The 17235-nt window shown below is 68.6% G+C and carries 13 protein-coding genes; 4 read left to right on the top strand and 9 right to left on the bottom strand.

Annotated features, from left to right (window positions below; translation table 11 throughout):
* Positions 1–10: 10 nt before the first annotated feature.
* Positions 11–2353 carry a hypothetical protein gene (locus tag ASD15_RS10200; protein WP_057154731.1) on the bottom strand — a complete coding sequence of 781 codons (2343 nt, stop codon included), beginning with the start codon at positions 2351–2353 and terminating at the stop codon, positions 11–13.
* Between the two features lie 191 nt (positions 2354–2544).
* Here ASD15_RS10200 and ASD15_RS10195 point away from each other — a divergent pair, with 191 nt between their 5' ends.
* Both ASD15_RS10195 and ASD15_RS10190 read left to right on the top strand, forming a co-directional pair.
* Positions 2545–2943 carry an OsmC family protein gene (locus tag ASD15_RS10195; protein WP_057154730.1) on the top strand — a complete coding sequence of 133 codons (399 nt, stop codon included), beginning with the start codon at positions 2545–2547 and terminating at the stop codon, positions 2941–2943.
* A 17-nt stretch (positions 2944–2960) separates the two neighbouring features.
* On the top strand, positions 2961–3857 hold the full coding sequence (locus ASD15_RS10190) for a pirin family protein (RefSeq protein WP_057154729.1): 897 nt from the start codon (positions 2961–2963) through the stop codon (positions 3855–3857).
* A gap of 6 nt (positions 3858–3863) precedes the next feature.
* Here ASD15_RS10190 and ASD15_RS10185 read toward each other — a convergent pair whose 3' ends face one another.
* The 8 genes from ASD15_RS10185 to ASD15_RS10150 all read right to left on the bottom strand — a co-directional run bounded on the left by ASD15_RS10185 (position 3864) and on the right by ASD15_RS10150 (position 13634).
* Positions 3864–5282 (bottom strand): FHA domain-containing protein, encoded by a 1419-nt coding sequence (locus tag ASD15_RS10185; protein WP_229418137.1) that lies wholly within the window; start codon positions 5280–5282, stop codon positions 3864–3866.
* A gap of 245 nt (positions 5283–5527) precedes the next feature.
* Positions 5528–6538, bottom strand: a complete 1011-nt coding sequence (locus tag ASD15_RS10180; protein WP_057154728.1) for a PP2C family serine/threonine-protein phosphatase — start codon at positions 6536–6538, stop codon at positions 5528–5530.
* A 2-nt stretch (positions 6539–6540) separates the two neighbouring features.
* Complete coding sequence (locus ASD15_RS10175; protein ID WP_057154727.1) at positions 6541–7077, bottom strand: SH3 domain-containing protein; 537 nt, start codon at positions 7075–7077, stop codon at positions 6541–6543.
* Positions 7078–7085: 8 nt separating this feature from the next.
* Positions 7086–8816 (bottom strand): hypothetical protein, encoded by a 1731-nt coding sequence (locus tag ASD15_RS32760; protein ID WP_057154726.1) that lies wholly within the window; start codon positions 8814–8816, stop codon positions 7086–7088.
* Positions 8794–11292, bottom strand: coding sequence for an FtsW/RodA/SpoVE family cell cycle protein (locus ASD15_RS10165; RefSeq protein ID WP_157200883.1), 2499 nt, complete (start codon positions 11290–11292; stop codon positions 8794–8796). Before ASD15_RS10165 ends, ASD15_RS32760 begins: the two co-directional genes overlap by 23 nt.
* Positions 11289–12428, bottom strand: coding sequence for a serine/threonine-protein kinase (locus ASD15_RS10160; protein ID WP_082551725.1), 1140 nt, complete (start codon positions 12426–12428; stop codon positions 11289–11291). The genes ASD15_RS10165 and ASD15_RS10160 overlap by 4 nt, the downstream gene beginning before the upstream one ends.
* Before the next feature lie 107 nt (positions 12429–12535).
* A complete protein-coding gene (locus ASD15_RS10155; RefSeq protein WP_057154725.1) occupies positions 12536–12994 on the bottom strand; it encodes a glycine zipper domain-containing protein in 459 nt (152 codons plus the stop codon).
* Positions 12995–13097: 103 nt separating this feature from the next.
* Entirely contained in the window at positions 13098–13634 is a 537-nt protein-coding gene (locus ASD15_RS10150; protein WP_057154724.1) for a GNAT family N-acetyltransferase, read from the bottom strand.
* Positions 13635–13758: 124 nt separating this feature from the next.
* On the opposite strand from ASD15_RS10150, the gene ASD15_RS10145 reads away from it, so the two are divergent.
* Positions 13759–15174 (top strand): M20/M25/M40 family metallo-hydrolase, encoded by a 1416-nt coding sequence (locus ASD15_RS10145; protein WP_057154723.1) that lies wholly within the window; start codon positions 13759–13761, stop codon positions 15172–15174.
* 89 nt (positions 15175–15263) lie between these two features.
* The gene (locus ASD15_RS10140; RefSeq protein ID WP_162249891.1) at positions 15264–17183 is read left to right on the top strand and encodes a TonB-dependent siderophore receptor; all 1920 of its coding nucleotides are present in this window, start codon (positions 15264–15266) and stop codon (positions 17181–17183) included.
* The last annotated feature ends 52 nt before the right edge of the window (positions 17184–17235 follow it).

Here is a 17235-nt window from a genome sequence, read left to right as displayed (position 1 = left end):
TCCCGCCGCCTCAGCCGCGCACGTTCGGCGCACCCGGGGCGCCAGCGCGGCCAGTGGCGGCGGCACCGGCGCCCGCCAAGCCCGGCTGCGTTTCTCCCGGTTCCGGGCATACATCCGGGCACAGTTCGGGACGCAGGATGGTGAACGCGACCTCGAACTCGTTGCGGTGCACCTGGCTCGGATCGTTGCAGTTGGCGGTGCGCTTCCATGCCCGCAGCCGCAGGATGTAGGCGCAGCAGCGCTCGAAGTCGCTGCCGCGCAGCGTTACCTTGTAGTGGCCGCCGTACCAGTGCGGACGCGGCGCCCCTTGCATCAGCGCTTCCGCGTAGCTTGGTCCCACTTCGAAGGTAGGGTCGGCGACGAAGGTGCCGTGCAGGCCGGTGCCGATATCGAAGGTCTGCGCCACGCCGTACTCCGCCGTCATGGTGTAGGCGCCCAGGTGGCCGTCCTCCGTAGTCGGCGGCACGGTCACGCTGAAGTGCACCGTCAGCGTGTCGTTGGTGCTCAGCCGCACCATGTCGCAGGCGCTGATGCAGTACTGGCCGGGCGTGCCTTCGTTGACACAGATCTGGCGGATATGGCAGTCCGGCTCCACGGTGCAGTCGTGCACCGTGCCGGGGCCGCAGGGATGCAGGGCGGTAGGCAGCGGATGCACGTTGGCCTGGTTGTCGATGCGGATGTAGACCGACTCGGTGGTCTGCTGGCCGCAGCTGGGCAGGATGCGTTCGCTCGACAGCACCAGGTTGTCGGCCGCGTCGGCCGAGTAGCCGACGAAGCGCAGCTGGTACAGCGCGTCGGGCGTCAGGCCAGGGTTGGCCAGCGTGTCGAAGTAGAACAGCGTGTCGTAGTCGTACCAGATGACGGCGCCGCCGAAGCGGGGAATGGCCGGATGCAGGTCCTCATAGTGGCGGCGCGTGACCATTACGGTCTGGCCGTTCTTGAGTATGGGAGTGAAGGCTGGCGCCGGGGCCACCACCGCGCTGCTGCCGTCCCAGTAGCTGCGCGTGAAGCCGCCGAAGGCCGGCTCCGCCAGGTCGCTCCACGGGCCGCCGTTGCGCGACACCTGCACCTTGAAGTAGTCGACGTCGCTGCCCACGCCGCCGCGTATCTGCAGCGAGCCGTAGAAGGGCCGGTCCAGCGTCAGCGCCGGGTAGGCGTAGCCGCGCAGGTCCGGCGGACCGGCCGTGACGCCGATCTGCTCGGTGGCGGTGCAGCCGACAAAGGTCACTTTCAGGCATTCCGGGCATTCGGGATCGAAGCAGGACGGCAGGCAGCAGGCCAGGCTGTTGGCCAGCAGCGTGACGTGCAGGTTGGCCGGGATGTCCCAGCGGATCTGCGCGTTGCTTTCATTGCGTATCACGCGCAGCGTGTCGCCGCACAGCTGGGTCACGCGGAACACCACGTCCGGTGCGCAGTCGTTGCGGTCCCACCATGGCCAGATATGCAGCGCCGCCAGTTCGGGTGACGGCGGCAGCACCGCCATCAGCGTTTCGGCCGACATGGGCTCGTCCACCACGCCGGGCGCAGCCGGCATGCGGCTCTTGGGCGCCATGCTGGCTTGCGCGGCCAATTGCTGCAGGTAGAGCGGGTCGGGGCCGGGGCCGGGCGGGGCCGGCGGCAGGCGCAGGCCGGCGCGCGCCAGCAGCTCCTGGATCTGGTTCAGCATGTCCGGATCCAGGGCCCAGCTCTGCAGCAGCCATGGCCGCCAGCGCAGGCAGCACCAGCGGAAGCGGATCACGAAGTTGCCGTTGACGTCGGTGACGGCGGACTTGATCAGGTCCCGGTGGTACCAGAAGAAGAAACGGTCCACGTCGTACGCTTCGACGGTGGCGCCGGGCACGGGCGCATCGCAGAAGCTCCACTGTCCGGTGGCGGGATTGTACTGCCAGCGGCGGCACACGACGCGGCCGCGCAGCGTGTAGGTGCGGCAGCAGAACAGCCAGCAGTTGTAGATCGAGATGTCCACCACAAGGATGCCCACATCCACCTTGACTTCGTAACTGGCGTTTGGCGATGGCTCCACCCCTTGCCCGGTGTCGCCGCCGCTGTCCGGATCGGCGCGCTGCCCGGCCAGGTCCACCACGTGGGAGAGGGTATCGATACCCATCAGTTCCATGTCGTCCAGGTCCGGGCCGGCCAGCAGCCGCACAGGGCATGGCAGCGTGGCGCCGGGCAGCAGCGGCGCCTCGAACTGCACCGCGAAGCGCACGGGCTCGCGGCGGTTGCCGGCCTTGACCACGGTGGAGCCCAGCACCGCGCCGTCGCGCACCACTGCCACGCGCAGGTCCAGCTCTGGGTCGAATTCGTCTTCCGGTATTTTGCTCAAATCGATGGCGCCTGTAATTTCGCTCATGATGGTCTCCACGGTTGGCCTGGTATCTTTTGACTTTAAGAAGCGCAAGTGCCGATTGCCAGTCTTAAGCGGCCGCTGTTTGAGGCAAGTCATGCAAAGTGCATTCTGCGAGATGGGCGAATGGGATAGGCGAAGGGCGGGCAAACGGTGTACATTGTGGCTTCCAAGACTTATGCATGCGAGGAGCCCCTATGGCAATCAAAGTAATCCGTGACCAATCGCTGCCGATGCGGCATATCGCCCACGTGCGCAACCACATCATTTCGGTGGATGGCACGGTGGAAGAGGGCGGCAACGACGCCGGCCCGTCGCCGCACGACCTGTACGACGCGGCCATCAGTGCCTGCAAGGCGCTCACCGTGGTGTGGTACGCCAGGCGCAAGGGCTATCCGCTGGAGAACGTGGAAGTGACCACGGAGCGCGACGACAGCGAGGAGCGCAAGGGCGTGTACCGCCTGGCCGCCACCGTGCACCTGAGCGGCGACTTGAGCGAAACCCAGCGTGCCGAATTGCTGTCCGCCGCGCAGAAATGCCCGGTCCACAAGCTGATGACGGCGGTCACCACCGAGATCAGCACGGTACTGGCGTAAAGGAAGAGATAAGCGTCATGACTATTTCCAATATCCTGAAGGGCCACGACAAGGACCTCGGCGGCGGCTTCATCGTGCGCCGCTATCTGCCTTCGGCGGTAAAGCAGGCAGTCGGCCCGTTCATCTTCTTCGACCATTTCGGCCCGATCGACGTGGCGCCGGGTTCGGACCACGACGTGCGTCCGCACCCGCACATCGGCCTGGCCACCGTGACCTATCTGTTCGAAGGCGCGATGGACCACCGCGACAGCCTGGGGACGGTGCAGCGCATCGAGCCGGGCGCGATCAACCTGATGACGTCCGGGAAGGGCATTGTTCATTCCGAGCGCACCCCCAAGGACCTGGTGGACCAGCCGCACCGCACGCATGGCCTGCAGCTGTGGGTGGCGCTGCCGAAAGAGCACGAGGAATGCGAGCCGTGTTTCGAGCACACCCCGTCGGCCCACATCCCGTCGTTCCAGGTGGACGGCGCCAGCGTGCGGGTGTTGATCGGCACCGCCTTCGGAAAGACATCGCCGGTCAAGACCTATAGCCAGACGCTGTACCTGGACGTGGCGCTGCAGGCGGGGCAGGAAATCGGCCTGGCGGGACTGCCGGCCGAAGCGGCCATCTACCCCATCAGCGGCGAGCTGGAAATCGACGGCGTGCCGCTGGCGCTGCACACCATGGCGCTGCTGGACACGCGCAGCGCGCAGCGCGTGCGGGCAAGTTCGGCCGCGCAGCTGGTGGTGATAGGCGGCGAGCCGCTGGACGGGCACCGCTTCATGTTCTGGAATTTTGTCTCGTCGCGCAAGGAACGCGTGGTGCAGGCGGGCGAGGATTGGGAAGCGCAGCGTTTCCCGGCGGTGTCCGGCGAAACCGAGCGCATTCCGCTGCCCAAGCGTCCGGCCGGCAAGGAGCCGACCCCGCTGTAATGACGGTCAGGCGGTGTGCATGTCCTGCGCGGTGACGGTGCTGTGCAGGTCTTGCGCACCGGTGCGGATAATCCAGCTTTCCGGATACGGTTCGCTGGCGAAGCGCGTCAGGCGCGGCACGCGGCTCAGCTTTTCCATCGACGCGGCCGGGGCCAGCGCGGTTTCCTTGCCGGTGAGCTGGTCCAGGTGCCAGAAGCCGCCGTCGTGGTGCAGTATCAGCGGTAGCGCGGCAGCTTGCGGCGTGGCCTGGAAGCCCGGCATCGGGTAGCCCGGATGGCAGTTCGGCGCCAGCAGGAACAGGCATTCCGCGTGCGCGCCCTGGTCGATGCGGTGCAGGATCACGCCGTGCGGCATGATGGCCGACACTTGCAGCACCACGATGCCCTTGATGCTGGCGCTCATCTCGATGCGCATGCCCTGGCGCAGCCGCACCGGCTTGTTCTTGCCCGGCCAGACGCCATCCAGCAGCACGCCGTAGCGCGACACGTCTTCAATTTCAAAGCCGCCGCCATGCGGCGCCGGAATGCGGCGGATCACCGCGTGGCGGCCGGACAGGCGGCGCGTGAGGCCGTTGGCGTCCGGGCCGGCATCGGCAAAGTGCTGCAGCAGCACGTCAGCCTCCGGGTCCACCAGTTCAAAACGTCCCAGCACGCATTCTTCCATTGCGAACAGACGGATCTGGCGCTGCGCACCGGCTTCCGGGGCGGCGTTGACGAAGCTGGCCGCCGTCGACGGGTGCGGATGCACCGGTTCGCTGCGCGGCACGGCGATTTCGATCAGGTCCTCGTCCCAGGCGATGGTGGAGAACCCCATGTCCACTTTGCCTTGCGGCCCGTCCAGGCTGACGTGGGCGATGCCGGCGTTGCGGGCGGTAACGTCGATATCCAGGTTTTCGCCGCCCTGCGCGCCGCCGCTCACGTTCAGGCGGGCGATGGAGGCGTCATCGGCCATCACGCGCACATTCTTGTGCGTGCTGAGGAAGATGCGGTGAATTTCCGTGAGCGTCGCGTCCAGGCGCGGCACCAGGATGACGAATACGCATTCCCAGCGGCGCGTGGGCATGCCGGCGTGCTGGCTCAGGATCTCGGCGCTGATCTGGTACTGGCCGTGCTCCTTGTTTTTCGATGTGAATTCGACAAAGGCGGGGCGCCAGCCGCCGTCCGCTGCGCGCACGAACTGCTGGCGCGAGGCGCCGTTGGGGATCAGCTCGGACTGCAGTTGAATCGCCAGTTGCGGCGCGCAGTCTTCCGGCATGCCGCGCAATTCCATTTTCAGGGTCTGGCGCCCGCCTGCGGCGCGCGGGTCGAAGCCGCTGATGTGCAGCTGCGGACGGGGACGCGCGGTCTGGTAGGCGGGTGCGCCGGCCGGAGCATTACCTGCGTGACTGAGCACCGCGGCCGGCGAGGCGGCGCGGGCGTTGCGCATCGCACTCAGTAGTTCGTAACTGGTGGAGGCGGCTGCAGGCTGCTGATGTCCGCCCGCGCAAGCGTCTTCTCCGGGCAGGACCCAGAAAGTGCAGTGCGGGTGGTCAGGATTGCTGCATTTTTTCATGGCTGTAGGACCGGCGGCATAAACGAGAGCTTACGCGCTTTTGCTGGTCCGTGGCAACGGTTCCGGGCATTATTTGCGCCTGCCTGAACCATCCGGGCGGGCCTGCAACATCGGCGTGATCAAAATGGCAGCAGAGTGGCTGCCGGCAGTGCTGTTTCGTCAATATTGACAAGGCTGCGGCCAGTGCCGAAACGCAGCGCGATGGCTGTCAGGTTGTCAAGATGCAGGCCGGGCGGCGGCGCGGTCCGGTAGTTGCCGAACAGTGCGTGGACCGCGTCGGCAGCCGATGCCGCGCCGCCCAGCAGCTGCGGCCACCGCGCAATCCATTCCTGCGGTCGGTGGCAGGCCCAGAAGCCGTCCGTGGCCAGCAGATAAATCGCTTCGCTGCGCACCGCAAGGGCGCGGCGGTCGGCCAGCGGCTGCAAAAAGCCCGGCAAGTGCGCGCCGCCGAGCGCGCACAGCGCGTCGTCCAGCCGCTGCGGATCGGCGAAGGCGTTCCCGAGGATGAAGGCCTGGGCAATCTGGGGCCGGTGTTCGCCGTGCACCTGGCGCCACCACTCCCGCGCGTCCAGCATGCCTTGCATCGCGAAAGCCGTGGCCGGAACGTGGTCGATGGTGAGCACTTGCGCGTGCTCGCGCGTGATCTCGTACAAGCGCGAGTCGCCCACATGGTAGAGCAGTGGCACCTGCCCGGCCGGCAGCTCCAGCAGCGTGAGCGTGGTGCCGGGGCGGTGGCTATGGCCGGCATGGGCGGAATCCCCCGGGACGCTGAACTGCTGCTGGAGCTGCGCGTGCAGCGCGTCGAGGCGGGCGGTGAGTTCGTCCAGCGAGGCGCAGGCGGGCATGCGCAGCAGGCCGGCGGCCACCGCTTCCGCGGCCTGGCGTCCGTATCCGTGGCCGCCCATGCCGTCCAGTACGGCCAGGCGCACGTGCCCGCGCGGCCAGTTGGGCAGTTGCAGCGCGCGTTCGACCTGCGCGTGCAGGATGACGGCGCGGCCGTTGGCGTCGATCAGGACCAGGTTGTCCTGGTTTTCCAAGAGCTGGGAGGCGTTGGTACCGGCGCTGGCGGCGCTGTGGGCTGCGATGTCGAGGGATGGGCCGAAGTCGAGTGTTTCGAACAGGGATGCCATGCTCATTCCGCCGTGCGCCGTAGCCACAGGCTGCTTACCCAGCCGGTGCTGGCGGCGCCGTCCGCCACGGCGCGCACTTCCCACCAGTCGCCGGAGCGCACGCCGGTTGGCACCACGCTGGCGCCGGCCGGCACCAGGGCCAGGCGCGGCGCGTCCACGCTGGCGGCGGCGCGCAGGTTCAGGTCGCGGTGCACACGGAAAGGATGCAGCGCGGTGCTGCGGGATCCGGCGGCTCGCGAAGGGCCGGCCGTGCTGCCTGCGCCGCCGGCGCGGCCGGCTGTTGGCGTTTCCGCCGCTGCTGCTGCGCTGGCCGGTGCGAAGGCGGTCGGCAATCCCGATTGCGCAAGTTGCGGCAGCGGGGCGCGGGCGACGTGCAGTATCAGGCTGCCGCAGGCCCAGGCGCCCAGTCCTGCGATGCACAGGTTGCGCACGGTGGGGCGGCGCCACCAGGCACGCGGCGTCAGCCAGGAGGCCAGCACCAGGGTGATGGCCAGTCCGGCCAGCCAGGCCGCCGCGCCGTAGTAGGAGACCAGGTGCATGGCTCGGCTCACGCGTCGAATCGCAGCACGTAGTGGCCGGCGACGAGGTGGTGGCCTGCGGGCAGCAGGTAGGGCGCCTCCGCGCTCGCTTCGCCTATGCTGGCGACGAACTCCAAGTGCTCGTCCAGGTGATACAACGCCTGGGAGGCTGCCAGCCGGCCGATTTTGAAGCCCTGTGGCGCCGCCTCGAAACTGAAGGCGTTGCGCGACAGGCCGATGCGGTCGGCGCTGGCGCCGCCGCTGCCGCCGTTGCCGCCGCTGCCGCCGTTGCCGGTCTGGCCGTGCTGGCCCTGGTTCAGGAAGCTTGGCGAGTCGAGCACGCGCAGCGCCGCCAGTGCCGGCGAGCTGCGGCCAAACTGCAGGCGCGCACCCGCTGCGATGGTGTTGCTGAGCGGCTGTGCCAGGCATAGCGTGGCGCAATAGCGCTCGGCCATCGCGGGCGGTGCCGGCAGCAGGCGGATGGCGCGCGCGTCCACCGGCGTGAAGCTGGCCGGCGCGGTGATGCGCTGGCGGCCGTTGTCGGTGCAGGCGTACAGTTCGTCGCTGTCGTTGACCAGGAAGCTGATCGCCTTGGCCGCCGCCGGATCCGCATTCAGGCCAAGTGCGTGGCTGAAAGGCACCTCGAGGGTGCTGGCGCCGGTGTCGCGGTAGCGGCTCAGGCGCGGCAACGCCAGTGCCACCAGGCTGACGCGCTGGCGCCGCACCACCGGCGCGTAAGTCGCATCGGTGGCGTCCGCGTCGGCGCTGCGCGCAGCTGGGGACCGCGATGGCAGGGGAATGGCAGTCAGCTCCGCACTGTCGGCCGTCAGTGGCGGACGGGCTTGCCAGACTGCGGGGCGGGCCGTGACCGGGGCCGTAGCAGCGGGCATGGCCGGGATGCTGGCGCCGGCGCCGGCGCTGGCAGGGGCGCTCTCCGCGCCGCCGCGCGGCGCCGCAGCTGCCTGCGGCGCTGCCGGGATTGCCCAGTTGGCGTCCGCCATGCGGGGCGCGGACACTGGCGCGGAGCTGCTGCGGGTGATCTTCAGCAGCAGCCGCGCCGGCACACCCTGCGCATCGACGGTGCCGCGTTTCGAAGTGATGACATAGTGGCCCTGGCTGGCATCGAAACTGCAGTTGAAAGCGTCCTTGGGGCGCATCTGCACCACGGGCTGTGCGTCCGGGCCGTCATTGAGCAGCAGGATGGCGCCGTCGTCGCCGAACGGCCAGCCGCTGGCGGCGAAGCTCGCCATGTGCTCGCTGCCGCCAATCAGCGCAAGGCGCTGGCTGGGATACACGGCGCACACGGGTTTCCACACCGCGCTGTCGCGCGATACGCTGACGTTGAACAGCGCCTTTTCATTGGCTGCGGGTAGATAGACCGCGTGGCCGAAGCGCACCTCCACTTCGCCGGGCGCCAGCTCTTCCTTGCCCAGCACGTCGTAACGCACCTGGTCGCTGCCGAGCAGGTCGCCGAAATCCTTCTGGTGCAGCGCGGTCAGCGTTTGCGCCAGTTCGCGGGCGCGGTTGCCGCGCGTGAGATGGTAGTCGTCATCGACTTCCTCTTGCGGCAGCATCAGCGTCACATGCGAGAAGCAGCGGGTGGCGGCGCGGCCGCGATGTTCGCGCGGGCTGCGCTCCAGCAAGTCGCGCAGCAGCGGGCGGCGCGAGAACAGCGCCAGGCCCGGCGCCTGCCAGATCGCCTCGGCGTTGAAGACGTCGGGAATCCGGCCCAGGACTTCATGTTGGACGTAGATCGGCATGTTCATTCTCCTCTAAAGATTGCGCGCTGACCGCACAGCAGGCTAGCAGGGGGCACAGGAAAAACAGTAAATGGCTGCCGCCTGCGGACAGGAAGCTCATGGGCTGGCCCATGATGGGGAAGATGGCGAGATTGGTGCCCCAGGACAGCAGCAGATGTCCGAACACGAAAGCTGCGCCGCCGCAGAGCGCGAAGCAGCGGAAGCGGCCCAGCCAGGCCAGGCGGAAGTCGCGCGCCGCTGCTGCTGCCACGCAGGCGCGCGCGGCGACGTGCAGCAGGCCGGCCACCAGCGCGGCCTGGCCCATCCACAGCAACATGGCGCCGAGCAAGCCGTGGCGGTTGAGGAAGAAGGCGGGCGCAAAGTCGTCCTGCACCGCGGGGATGTTGACGGCGGCGCCGGCGGACAAACCGAGCGAGCGCAGGCCCAGCATGCTGTCCGCGCCCCACCAGGCGCCGTCGGCGATGGCGCGGGCGCCGAGCAGCAATTGCTGGCCGGTGTGGGGATGGGACGCGGGTGCGAGCCAGACCTGGAAGCGGTCCGCATAGAAGCTGCCGGCCAGCGGCCATTGCGCCACGCCGTCGGCACCCGCGTCGCGCACCAGGGCGATGGCCGCCACTGCCGCGAGACCGGCGCACGCCAGTGCGGCGGCCATTGCGCGCTTGCCGGCCGCCATGGCGTAGGCGAAGGCCATCGACAAGCTCCACACCAGCAGCAGGATCAGCGGCGAGAAGTCGTCCACCTGGATCAGCGCGAGACCGAGCAGGGCCACAAACAGCAGCGCCGGCGCGGCCAGCTGCAGCCAGCGGGCCGCCTTACCTGTCTGGGGATAACCGGGATCGTTCCAGCCCATGCGCAGCGCGAGGCAGTGGGCGGTGAGCGCGCTCAATGCAAGCTTGGCCAGTTCTACCGGCTGCAGGTCGAACACGCCGGTTTCGTCGCCCCACAGCACTTGCGCGGCCAGCGACGCGAGCGCGGCGGCGGCGAGCAGGGCAAGCAGCCATTCCATGCTGCGCTGGGGCATTGTGGCGGGTGCGTTGCGGCTCCACAGCAGCCATAGCGCTCCCGCGCCGCTGCCCACCGCGAGCAGGGCGGTGCTTTTCTGGTAGTAGCGCAGCCAGGAAGAGACGCTGGCGCCGAGGCCGAGTTCGAGCTGCGCCAGCAGGCCGGCGGCCAGCAGCAGCAGAGCTGCGGCGACCGGGAACGACAGGCGCCGGGGCGTGAGCATCCACAAGGCAAGGCCGGCGGCGCCCAGCAGCAGCGAGCATGCCGCGCCGGCGGGATGCCCGGCGCGTTGCGCCACGATCGCCGCGCCGCCGGCAAGCAGCAATGCGGCCGCTGCAATGGCCTGTGCCACATTGGCCGCGTAAGCCCTGCGAGCCTTGCGGCCCCGTCCCGCCGCGCAATCGCTGCCACCCATGCCACCGATGTCGCCCGTCCCAGCCGCGCCTGCGGGTGGTCCGGGACGCCCGGTGGCGGCTGCACCGCCCGGCTTGGCGAAATGCGCGAAGGCGAGGGCGCTGATGGCACTGGCGAGCAGGGCGAGCACGACGGGGGCCTGCAGGAAATTCCACAGTGCGCGCCGCTGCCATTGCCAGCTGACTTGCGGCGCGAGCCGGACGTCGGGCGCCGTGAACAGCGTGACATGCCGGGTCGGGGCCAGCGTCAGCACATCGCTGCCGGCCTGCGGCGCGAGGGTGCCGGCGCCGAGTTGAAAGCGCGTACGGCCGATGCTGAAAGCGCTTACGCCGGCCAACGGCTGCTCTGCTTGCCGCAGGCTGGTCCATGCTCCAGCACGTCCGACCCGCAGGGCGGTGTAACCGTCGTCCTGGCTGCCGCCGCTGAACTCGAGCGGCCCGCCGCTGCGGGCCAGCATGGCGGTGGCTGGTGTAACGCCCTTGATCCCGAGCCGGTTGCCGCAATGGAGGTTGCCGCCGAAGACCAGCGGCCGCGCCAGCGTCAGGGCGCGCGGTGCCGTGCGGTTCCACAGCGAGGCCATACGCGCGGCCGGCGACGCGTCCGGACAGGCAGGCTGGGCACTGCCGTCGCGGTACAGGGTGGCGCCGTCGTAGCGCCAGCTGCTGCCCCCGTACTGGAAGGCGGCCGATCCGCTGTCCGTGCCGCCGGCGTCCAGGTGGAACACGGCGGCGCCGACCTGGAAGCTGCCGGCGCCGGCCAGCGCCGCGCTGCCCATGCGTTTATCTTCGGCGCCGCGGTGCAGGACAACCGGCCGCGATGTGCTCAGGTTGCGCAGCAGCCAGGCCCCTTGCGCGTCGCGGCGCAGCTGCACGTGGATGCGCTCGGCCTGCGGCGCGGCCAGCTCACGCTCACCTAGCGTGGCCTGCCCGCCGGGCGCGAGGCGCACTTCAATGGCGGCAGGGTGCCAGGCTGCGGGCGCACGCAGCAGGGCCCATGCCTGCAGGGCCGTCAGCAGCAGCAACGCTGCGGCCGTGGCGGCGAAAAGGCGCCCCCGCATCATGCCTCCGCGTCGCTATGCCAGTTGGCGTGGACATGCGCGTGGCCCCGGCCGGCCGCTTTCCCCCACCAATGGCCGGCCTGTGCCGGCGACAGCGCGGCCGGCGCGCGCGGCGTCCAGTTGGCGTAGGCGGCATGCGGCGCCGGGCCGGCCGGCGTCCTGCTGCCTGTGACACCAATAAGCGCAAGCTGGCGGCTGATGTCGATCGCGTGGCGCGGACGTGCTTGCGGTTCAGCTGCGAGCAGGTGGCGCAGCAGCCGGAGCGCGGCGTCGGCTGCTGCGCTGCCGGCCGGACGATCCTCCGCAGCGCCGTCGGTGCCGGCAAAGGCCTGCGCGAACAAGGCTTCCTCATCCTGCTGCAGGATGGCGGGCAGGCCGCCATGCTGGCGCAGCAGCAGGCTGGCGCCTGCCGTGCGATGCTCGCGATAGGCATGGCCGCATGCGCCGCAGTAGCGCAGCTGGGCGCCGGTCGCCATGAAGTAGAACAGCGCGCCCAAGGCGAAGTAGTCGCTCTGGCGCCCGGTGGCGTAGCCGCCCCCGTCCCTCGGGAAGAATTGTTCGGGCGCCTGCCAATTGGCGGTGCCGGTATAAGTGTGGTCGCCGAGCGCGTCCAGGCGGCGGTTGGTGCCGAAGTCGGCCAGCTTGACGGTGCCCAGCTGTGCGTCGACCAGCACGTTGCCGGGCTTCAGGTCCAGGTAGCGCCAGCCGTACTGGTGCACCTTGGCCAGCGCCTGGTTGAGTTGCGCCATCCATGCCAGCAGGCGTTCCGGCTGCAGTGCCGCGCCCCGGCCGCACAGCGTTTTCATGTGGCGCCCCAGGTCGCAGTCCAGCAGTTCCAGCGCCAGCACAGGCAGGCCGTTGTGCCAGCCGCTGTCAAGCAGACGCACGATATGGCGCTCGTCCCAGGGTTCCAGCAGCTGCAGGAAGGCGATCTCGGTTTCGGCGCTGGCGATCCAGCGTTCGCGCTGCGCGGGCAGGGCGCGCGCCATTTGCGCTTCGTTGATCAGCTTGAGCGCCACATCGCGCGTGCCGCGCGGCCCCTCGGCGCGCCAGATGACGCCATAGGCCGAACCGCCGATGCGCTCGCGCAGGCGGTAGTGGCCCAGTTCAAGGGTAATGATGGTGTCGCTGGCTGTCATGGTACTCCCCACACGGCGGCATGCCGTCGCGGAGAGCTAGCGGAGGGACGTAAAAAAACGGCCTGGGCGCGAGGCGCAGGCCGTCAAGGGGTCCTACAGGGATAGGATCAGCGGTGGCCGTGACCACGGCCGTGGCCATGGTGGTGGCCACGGTCATAGCCGCGGTCGTAGCCACGGTCGTAGTAGTAGTCGCGGCGCGATTCGCGGTAATAGCGCGGGCGGGCCGGTTCAACGTACACCACGGCAGGCTCGTAATAGCGCGGCGCCGGTGCGTAGTAGACTGGCTGCGGCGCCGGCGCGTAGTACACCGGGGCAGGCTGGGCGTACACGCGGGTGGAGACGTAGCCGCCGCCATGGTGGCGGCCGCTGCTCAGGCTATTGCCCACTGCCGCGCCAACCAGGCCGCCGACCACCGCGCCGCCCGAGCCGTTCTGGCTGCCGATGGCCGCGCCGATCACGGCGCCGGCGGCGGTGTTGAAATCACGGTCGCCCGCAGCCATGGCCGTGGACGAGACGGCAACGGTGGCCAGCACTGCTACCGCACCCAGGAATTTTTTGATCAGCATGGTGTTCCCCTTTGCTCGGCCAGGACCGGAATGGTCGTGTCGCCGTCGTATGCGTACCACTATAGCCAACTCTGCCACGCGCACGGCACGAATATACACATTCTTACAAAGCCGTGCGCCGCGCCTCCCATTCGGGCCGCAGCAGGCTGTAGACGCTGACATCCTGATAACGCCCGTTGATGAAGAAGGCCCCGCGCAGCCTGCCTTCCTCGCTGAAACCGCACTTTTGCGCGATGCGCACCGAGCCGGCGTTTTCGGGCGCCGTGAGCAGCTCCAGCCGGTGCCATACTTGTACTTTAAACAGGTGATCGACTAGCAGTTGCAGCGCTTCGCTGATGTAGCCGCGCCCGGCCAGTGCCGGTTCCAGCAGCCGGTAGCCGATCTCGCGCGTGGTCGGCGTGCGGCTCTTGAAGTGCGTGATGACGCCGACGATATGGTGGGCGCGGTCCTCCACCACGAACAGCTCACTGTCGTCGGTGACGAAACCGTTTTGCATGAATTCCTTGCGCATGGCTTCGGGCGACTTGAATTGCTGCGAAAAATAGTCGCCGCGCGAGGGCAAGTCGTTGACCAGGGCGATGAAGGCGTTCAGGTCGGCGGTGAGCAGGTGGCGCAGCGTGCACAGTTGTCCTTTAAGCATGGCGGCTTCCGGCAGTCCAGGAAGCTTTAGTGTAAATCCAAAAACTCGTGCGCAACATTATTAAATACGTTATCGTTTCCGTCCTCGCCGCTATCCCTGGCGTGATACCGAACATAGGACCCGCATGAAAACCGTTTTGACCGTTTTGATGAGCTGCATGCTGAGCGCCGGCGCGATCGCCGCCCCAGCCAACGACCCCGCCACCCTGGGACAGATCCGCGACGCAGCGATGAAAAGTGATTACGCCTTCGAGCGCCTGGCCGACATGACGGACCTGATCGGCCCGCGCCTGTCCGGCTCGCGTGGCGCGGCGGCAGCCGTGGACCAGGTGGCCGACGCCATGCGCAAGCTGGGCGCCAAAGTGACCCTGCAGCCGGTGAAGGTGCCGCACTGGGTGCGCGGCGAAGAGAAGGCGGAGCTGGTGGACTACGCGGGCCGTCCGGCCGGCTTGAGCCAGCGCGTGGTGCTGACGGCGCTGGGCGGCTCCGGCGCCACGCCGGCCGCCGGCATCACCGCGCCGGTGATCGTGGTGCGCGACTTTGACGAACTGAAGGCGCGTGCCGCCGAAGTGAAGGGCGCCATCGTGCTGTTCGACGTCAAGTTCGACCAGGAGATGGCCGACCGCGGCCTGGCCGGCCCGGCCTACGGCCACGGTTCGCGTTTCCGCACCCAGGGTCCGAAAGTGGCCTCGCAAATGGGGGCGGCGGCGTTCCTGGTGCGCTCGGTGGGTGGCGCGGACTTCCGCCTGGCCCATACCGGCGCCACCGCGCTCAGCGAGGCCGACCGCATTCCGGCGGCGGCAGTGACGGCGGAGGACTCCATGCTGATCGCCCGCCTGCTGAAGCGCGGCCCGGTGAAAATGCACCTGACGCTGACGCCGCAGAACCTGCCCGACGCCGACAGCTTCAACGTCATTGCCGACCTGCCGGGCACCGACAAGGCCGATGAAATCGTGATCGTCTCCGGCCACCTGGACTCGTGGGACCTGGCCACCGGCGCGCATGACGACGGCGCCGGCGTGGCTGGCGCCATGGGCGTGCTGCAAACGCTGCAGGCGCTCAAGCTGCAGCCGCGCCGCACCATCCGCATGATCGCATGGATGAACGAGGAAAACGGCACGCGCGGCGGCAGCGCCTACCACGAAGCCAACAAGGGCACCATCCTGAAGCAGTTCGCCGCCATGGAAAGCGACGGCGGCGCCGGCCGTCCGTTCGGCATCATGGGCAGCGTGGAGCCGAAGGCCGTGAAGTACTTCGCGCCGGTACAGGCGGCGCTGCTGCCGATCGGCGCCGGCGTCTTCACGCGCCGCGACCACGTCGGCGCGGCCGACCTGTTCCTGCTGGAGAAGGACGGCGTGCCGCTGTTCCAGCCGGAAGTGGACACCTCGACCTATTTCCACTACCACCACACTGCGGCCGACACGCTGGACAAGGTGGACCCGGAGAACTTGCGCCGCCACGTCGCGGTGATGTCCACGCTGTCGTGGTATCTGGCCAACATGGAGCAGCCGCTGGGCCGCGCGCCGGCGGTTGAAAAGTAAAAAAAACGGCGACATTGACGCTGCATCGGCCGATGCCGCGTCAAAACGCGTATGATGTGTTTCAGAGTTTGATACGCGGGAGTGTGCTTATGGCCTTGAAACGCTGTCTGACCGGCGTGGCGCTTAGCCTCTTCCCTCATGCGGCCCTTGCCTATCCTGTTCAGGACAACTTGACCGGCATGTCGCTGGAAGAACTCGGGGCCGTCCGCATCACCTCCGTATCAAAACGCGAAGAACCCCTGGCCGATGCGCCCGCCGCAGTCTACGTGATCTCTGCCGCCGACCTGCGCCGCTCCGGCGCCGCCAGCCTGGTTGAGGCCTTGCGCCTGGCCCCCAATCTGCAAGTCATGCAAGTCAGTTCCGGAACCCATGTGGTGACCGCGCGCGGCTTCGCCGGCGACAACAACAAGCTGCTGGTGCTGGTCGACGGCCGCTCGGCCTATACCCCTTTGTTTGCCGGCGTGTTCTGGGACGCGCAGGATGTGCCGCTGGACGACATCGAACGCATTGAAGTGGTGAGCGGGCCTGGCGGCACGCTGTGGGGCACCAATGCGGTGAATGGCGTGATCAACGTGATCACCAGGCCGGCCAGCGCCACGCAGGGCGGGCGCGTCGCGCTCAGCGGCGGCAACGCGCGCAAGGACGGCACGGCGCGCTACGGCGCGGCCCTGGGCGAGAACGGCGCCTACCGCATCTATGGCAAGGCGTTCTCGGTGCAGAACACGGAGACCGCGTCCGGCAAGCAGATCAACGACGCCTGGCACAAGGCGCAGGCCGGCTTCCGCGCCGACTGGCGGCAGGGGGCCGATGGCTACACGGTGCAGGGCGATGCCTACCGCGCCCGCAAAGGACATCCCCTGCCGGGCAGCATCATCGTTACCGGGCTGACCGTCCCGCTGGGGGAGCTGGAACTGGGCGGCGGCAATCTGCTGGCGCGCTGGACCCGCCAGCTGGGCGGCAGCACCCTCAGCGCGCAGGCCTATTACGACCGCACCGAGCGCGACGTGCCGCCGTTCTTCAACGAGACGCTGGACATCCTGGACCTGCAAACCCAGTACACGATGGCGCCCGCCGGCCGCCACGCACTGGCCTTCGGTGCGCAGTACCGGCACGCGGACGACCAGCTACAGAACAGTGTGTATTTCGGCTTCCTGCCGGCGCGCCAGAAATCCAAGTGGACCAGCGTGTTCGCGCAGGATGAAGTGGCGCTGGGCGACGCCTGGCGCCTGACGCTGGGCCTGCGGGCCGAGCGCAACGGCTATACCGGCACCGAATTCCTGCCCAATGCCCGCCTGGCCTGGAAGGTGGGCGCGGACAGCATGCTGTGGGGCGCGGTGTCGCGCACGGTGCGCGCACCGTCCCGCCTGGACCGCGACCCGGTGGTGCCCGGCGTGCCGCCCCACCTGCTGGTGGGCGGGCCGGACTTCCAGTCCGAAGTGGCGCGCTTCTTCGAGCTGGGCATCCGCAGCCAGGCGGGGCCGGACCTGCTGTATTCGATTAATCTGTACCGCGCGCTGTACGACGACCTGCACTCGCAAGAGCAGGTGCCGGGCCAGCTCAAGCTGAAATTCGCCAACGGCTTAATGGGCGCCTCGCGCGGCCTGGAAGCGTGGGCCAGCTGGCAGCTCACGCCGTCCTGGCGCCTGCGCGGCGCGGTGACGGCGCAGCACACCGACACCTGGCTCAAGCCCGGCGTGGTCGATCTTGGCGCCTCGCTCAAGCGCACCGGCCGCGACCCGGCCTATACCGCTTCGCTGCGTTCCAGCTGGCAGATGAGCGGGGAGCGCGAGTTGGACGTGGCGCTGCGCCGGGTGGGAGCGCTGTCCGATCCGGACGTGCCGGCCTACACGGCAGTGGACATGCGCTTCGGCTGGAAGCTGCGTCCCGCGCTGTCGCTATCGCTCACCGGCAACAACCTGTTCGGCGGCGGACACGGCGAAGTGACCGAGGTGGCCTACCGCACGCATGTGCGGCGCAGCGTGGCGCTGGAACTGGTGGCCTGGTTCTGAAGCGCACTGCATGCGCCTTGCCGGGCCAGCGTTCCTTTGCTACGATGGCCCG

The sequence above is a fragment of the Massilia sp. Root351 genome (assembly GCF_001425045.1).
Lineage (GTDB): Bacteria > Pseudomonadota > Gammaproteobacteria > Burkholderiales > Burkholderiaceae_D > Rugamonas.
Note: the sequence above shows the minus strand (reverse complement) of the source record. Positions and strands in the feature narration are given on the sequence as shown.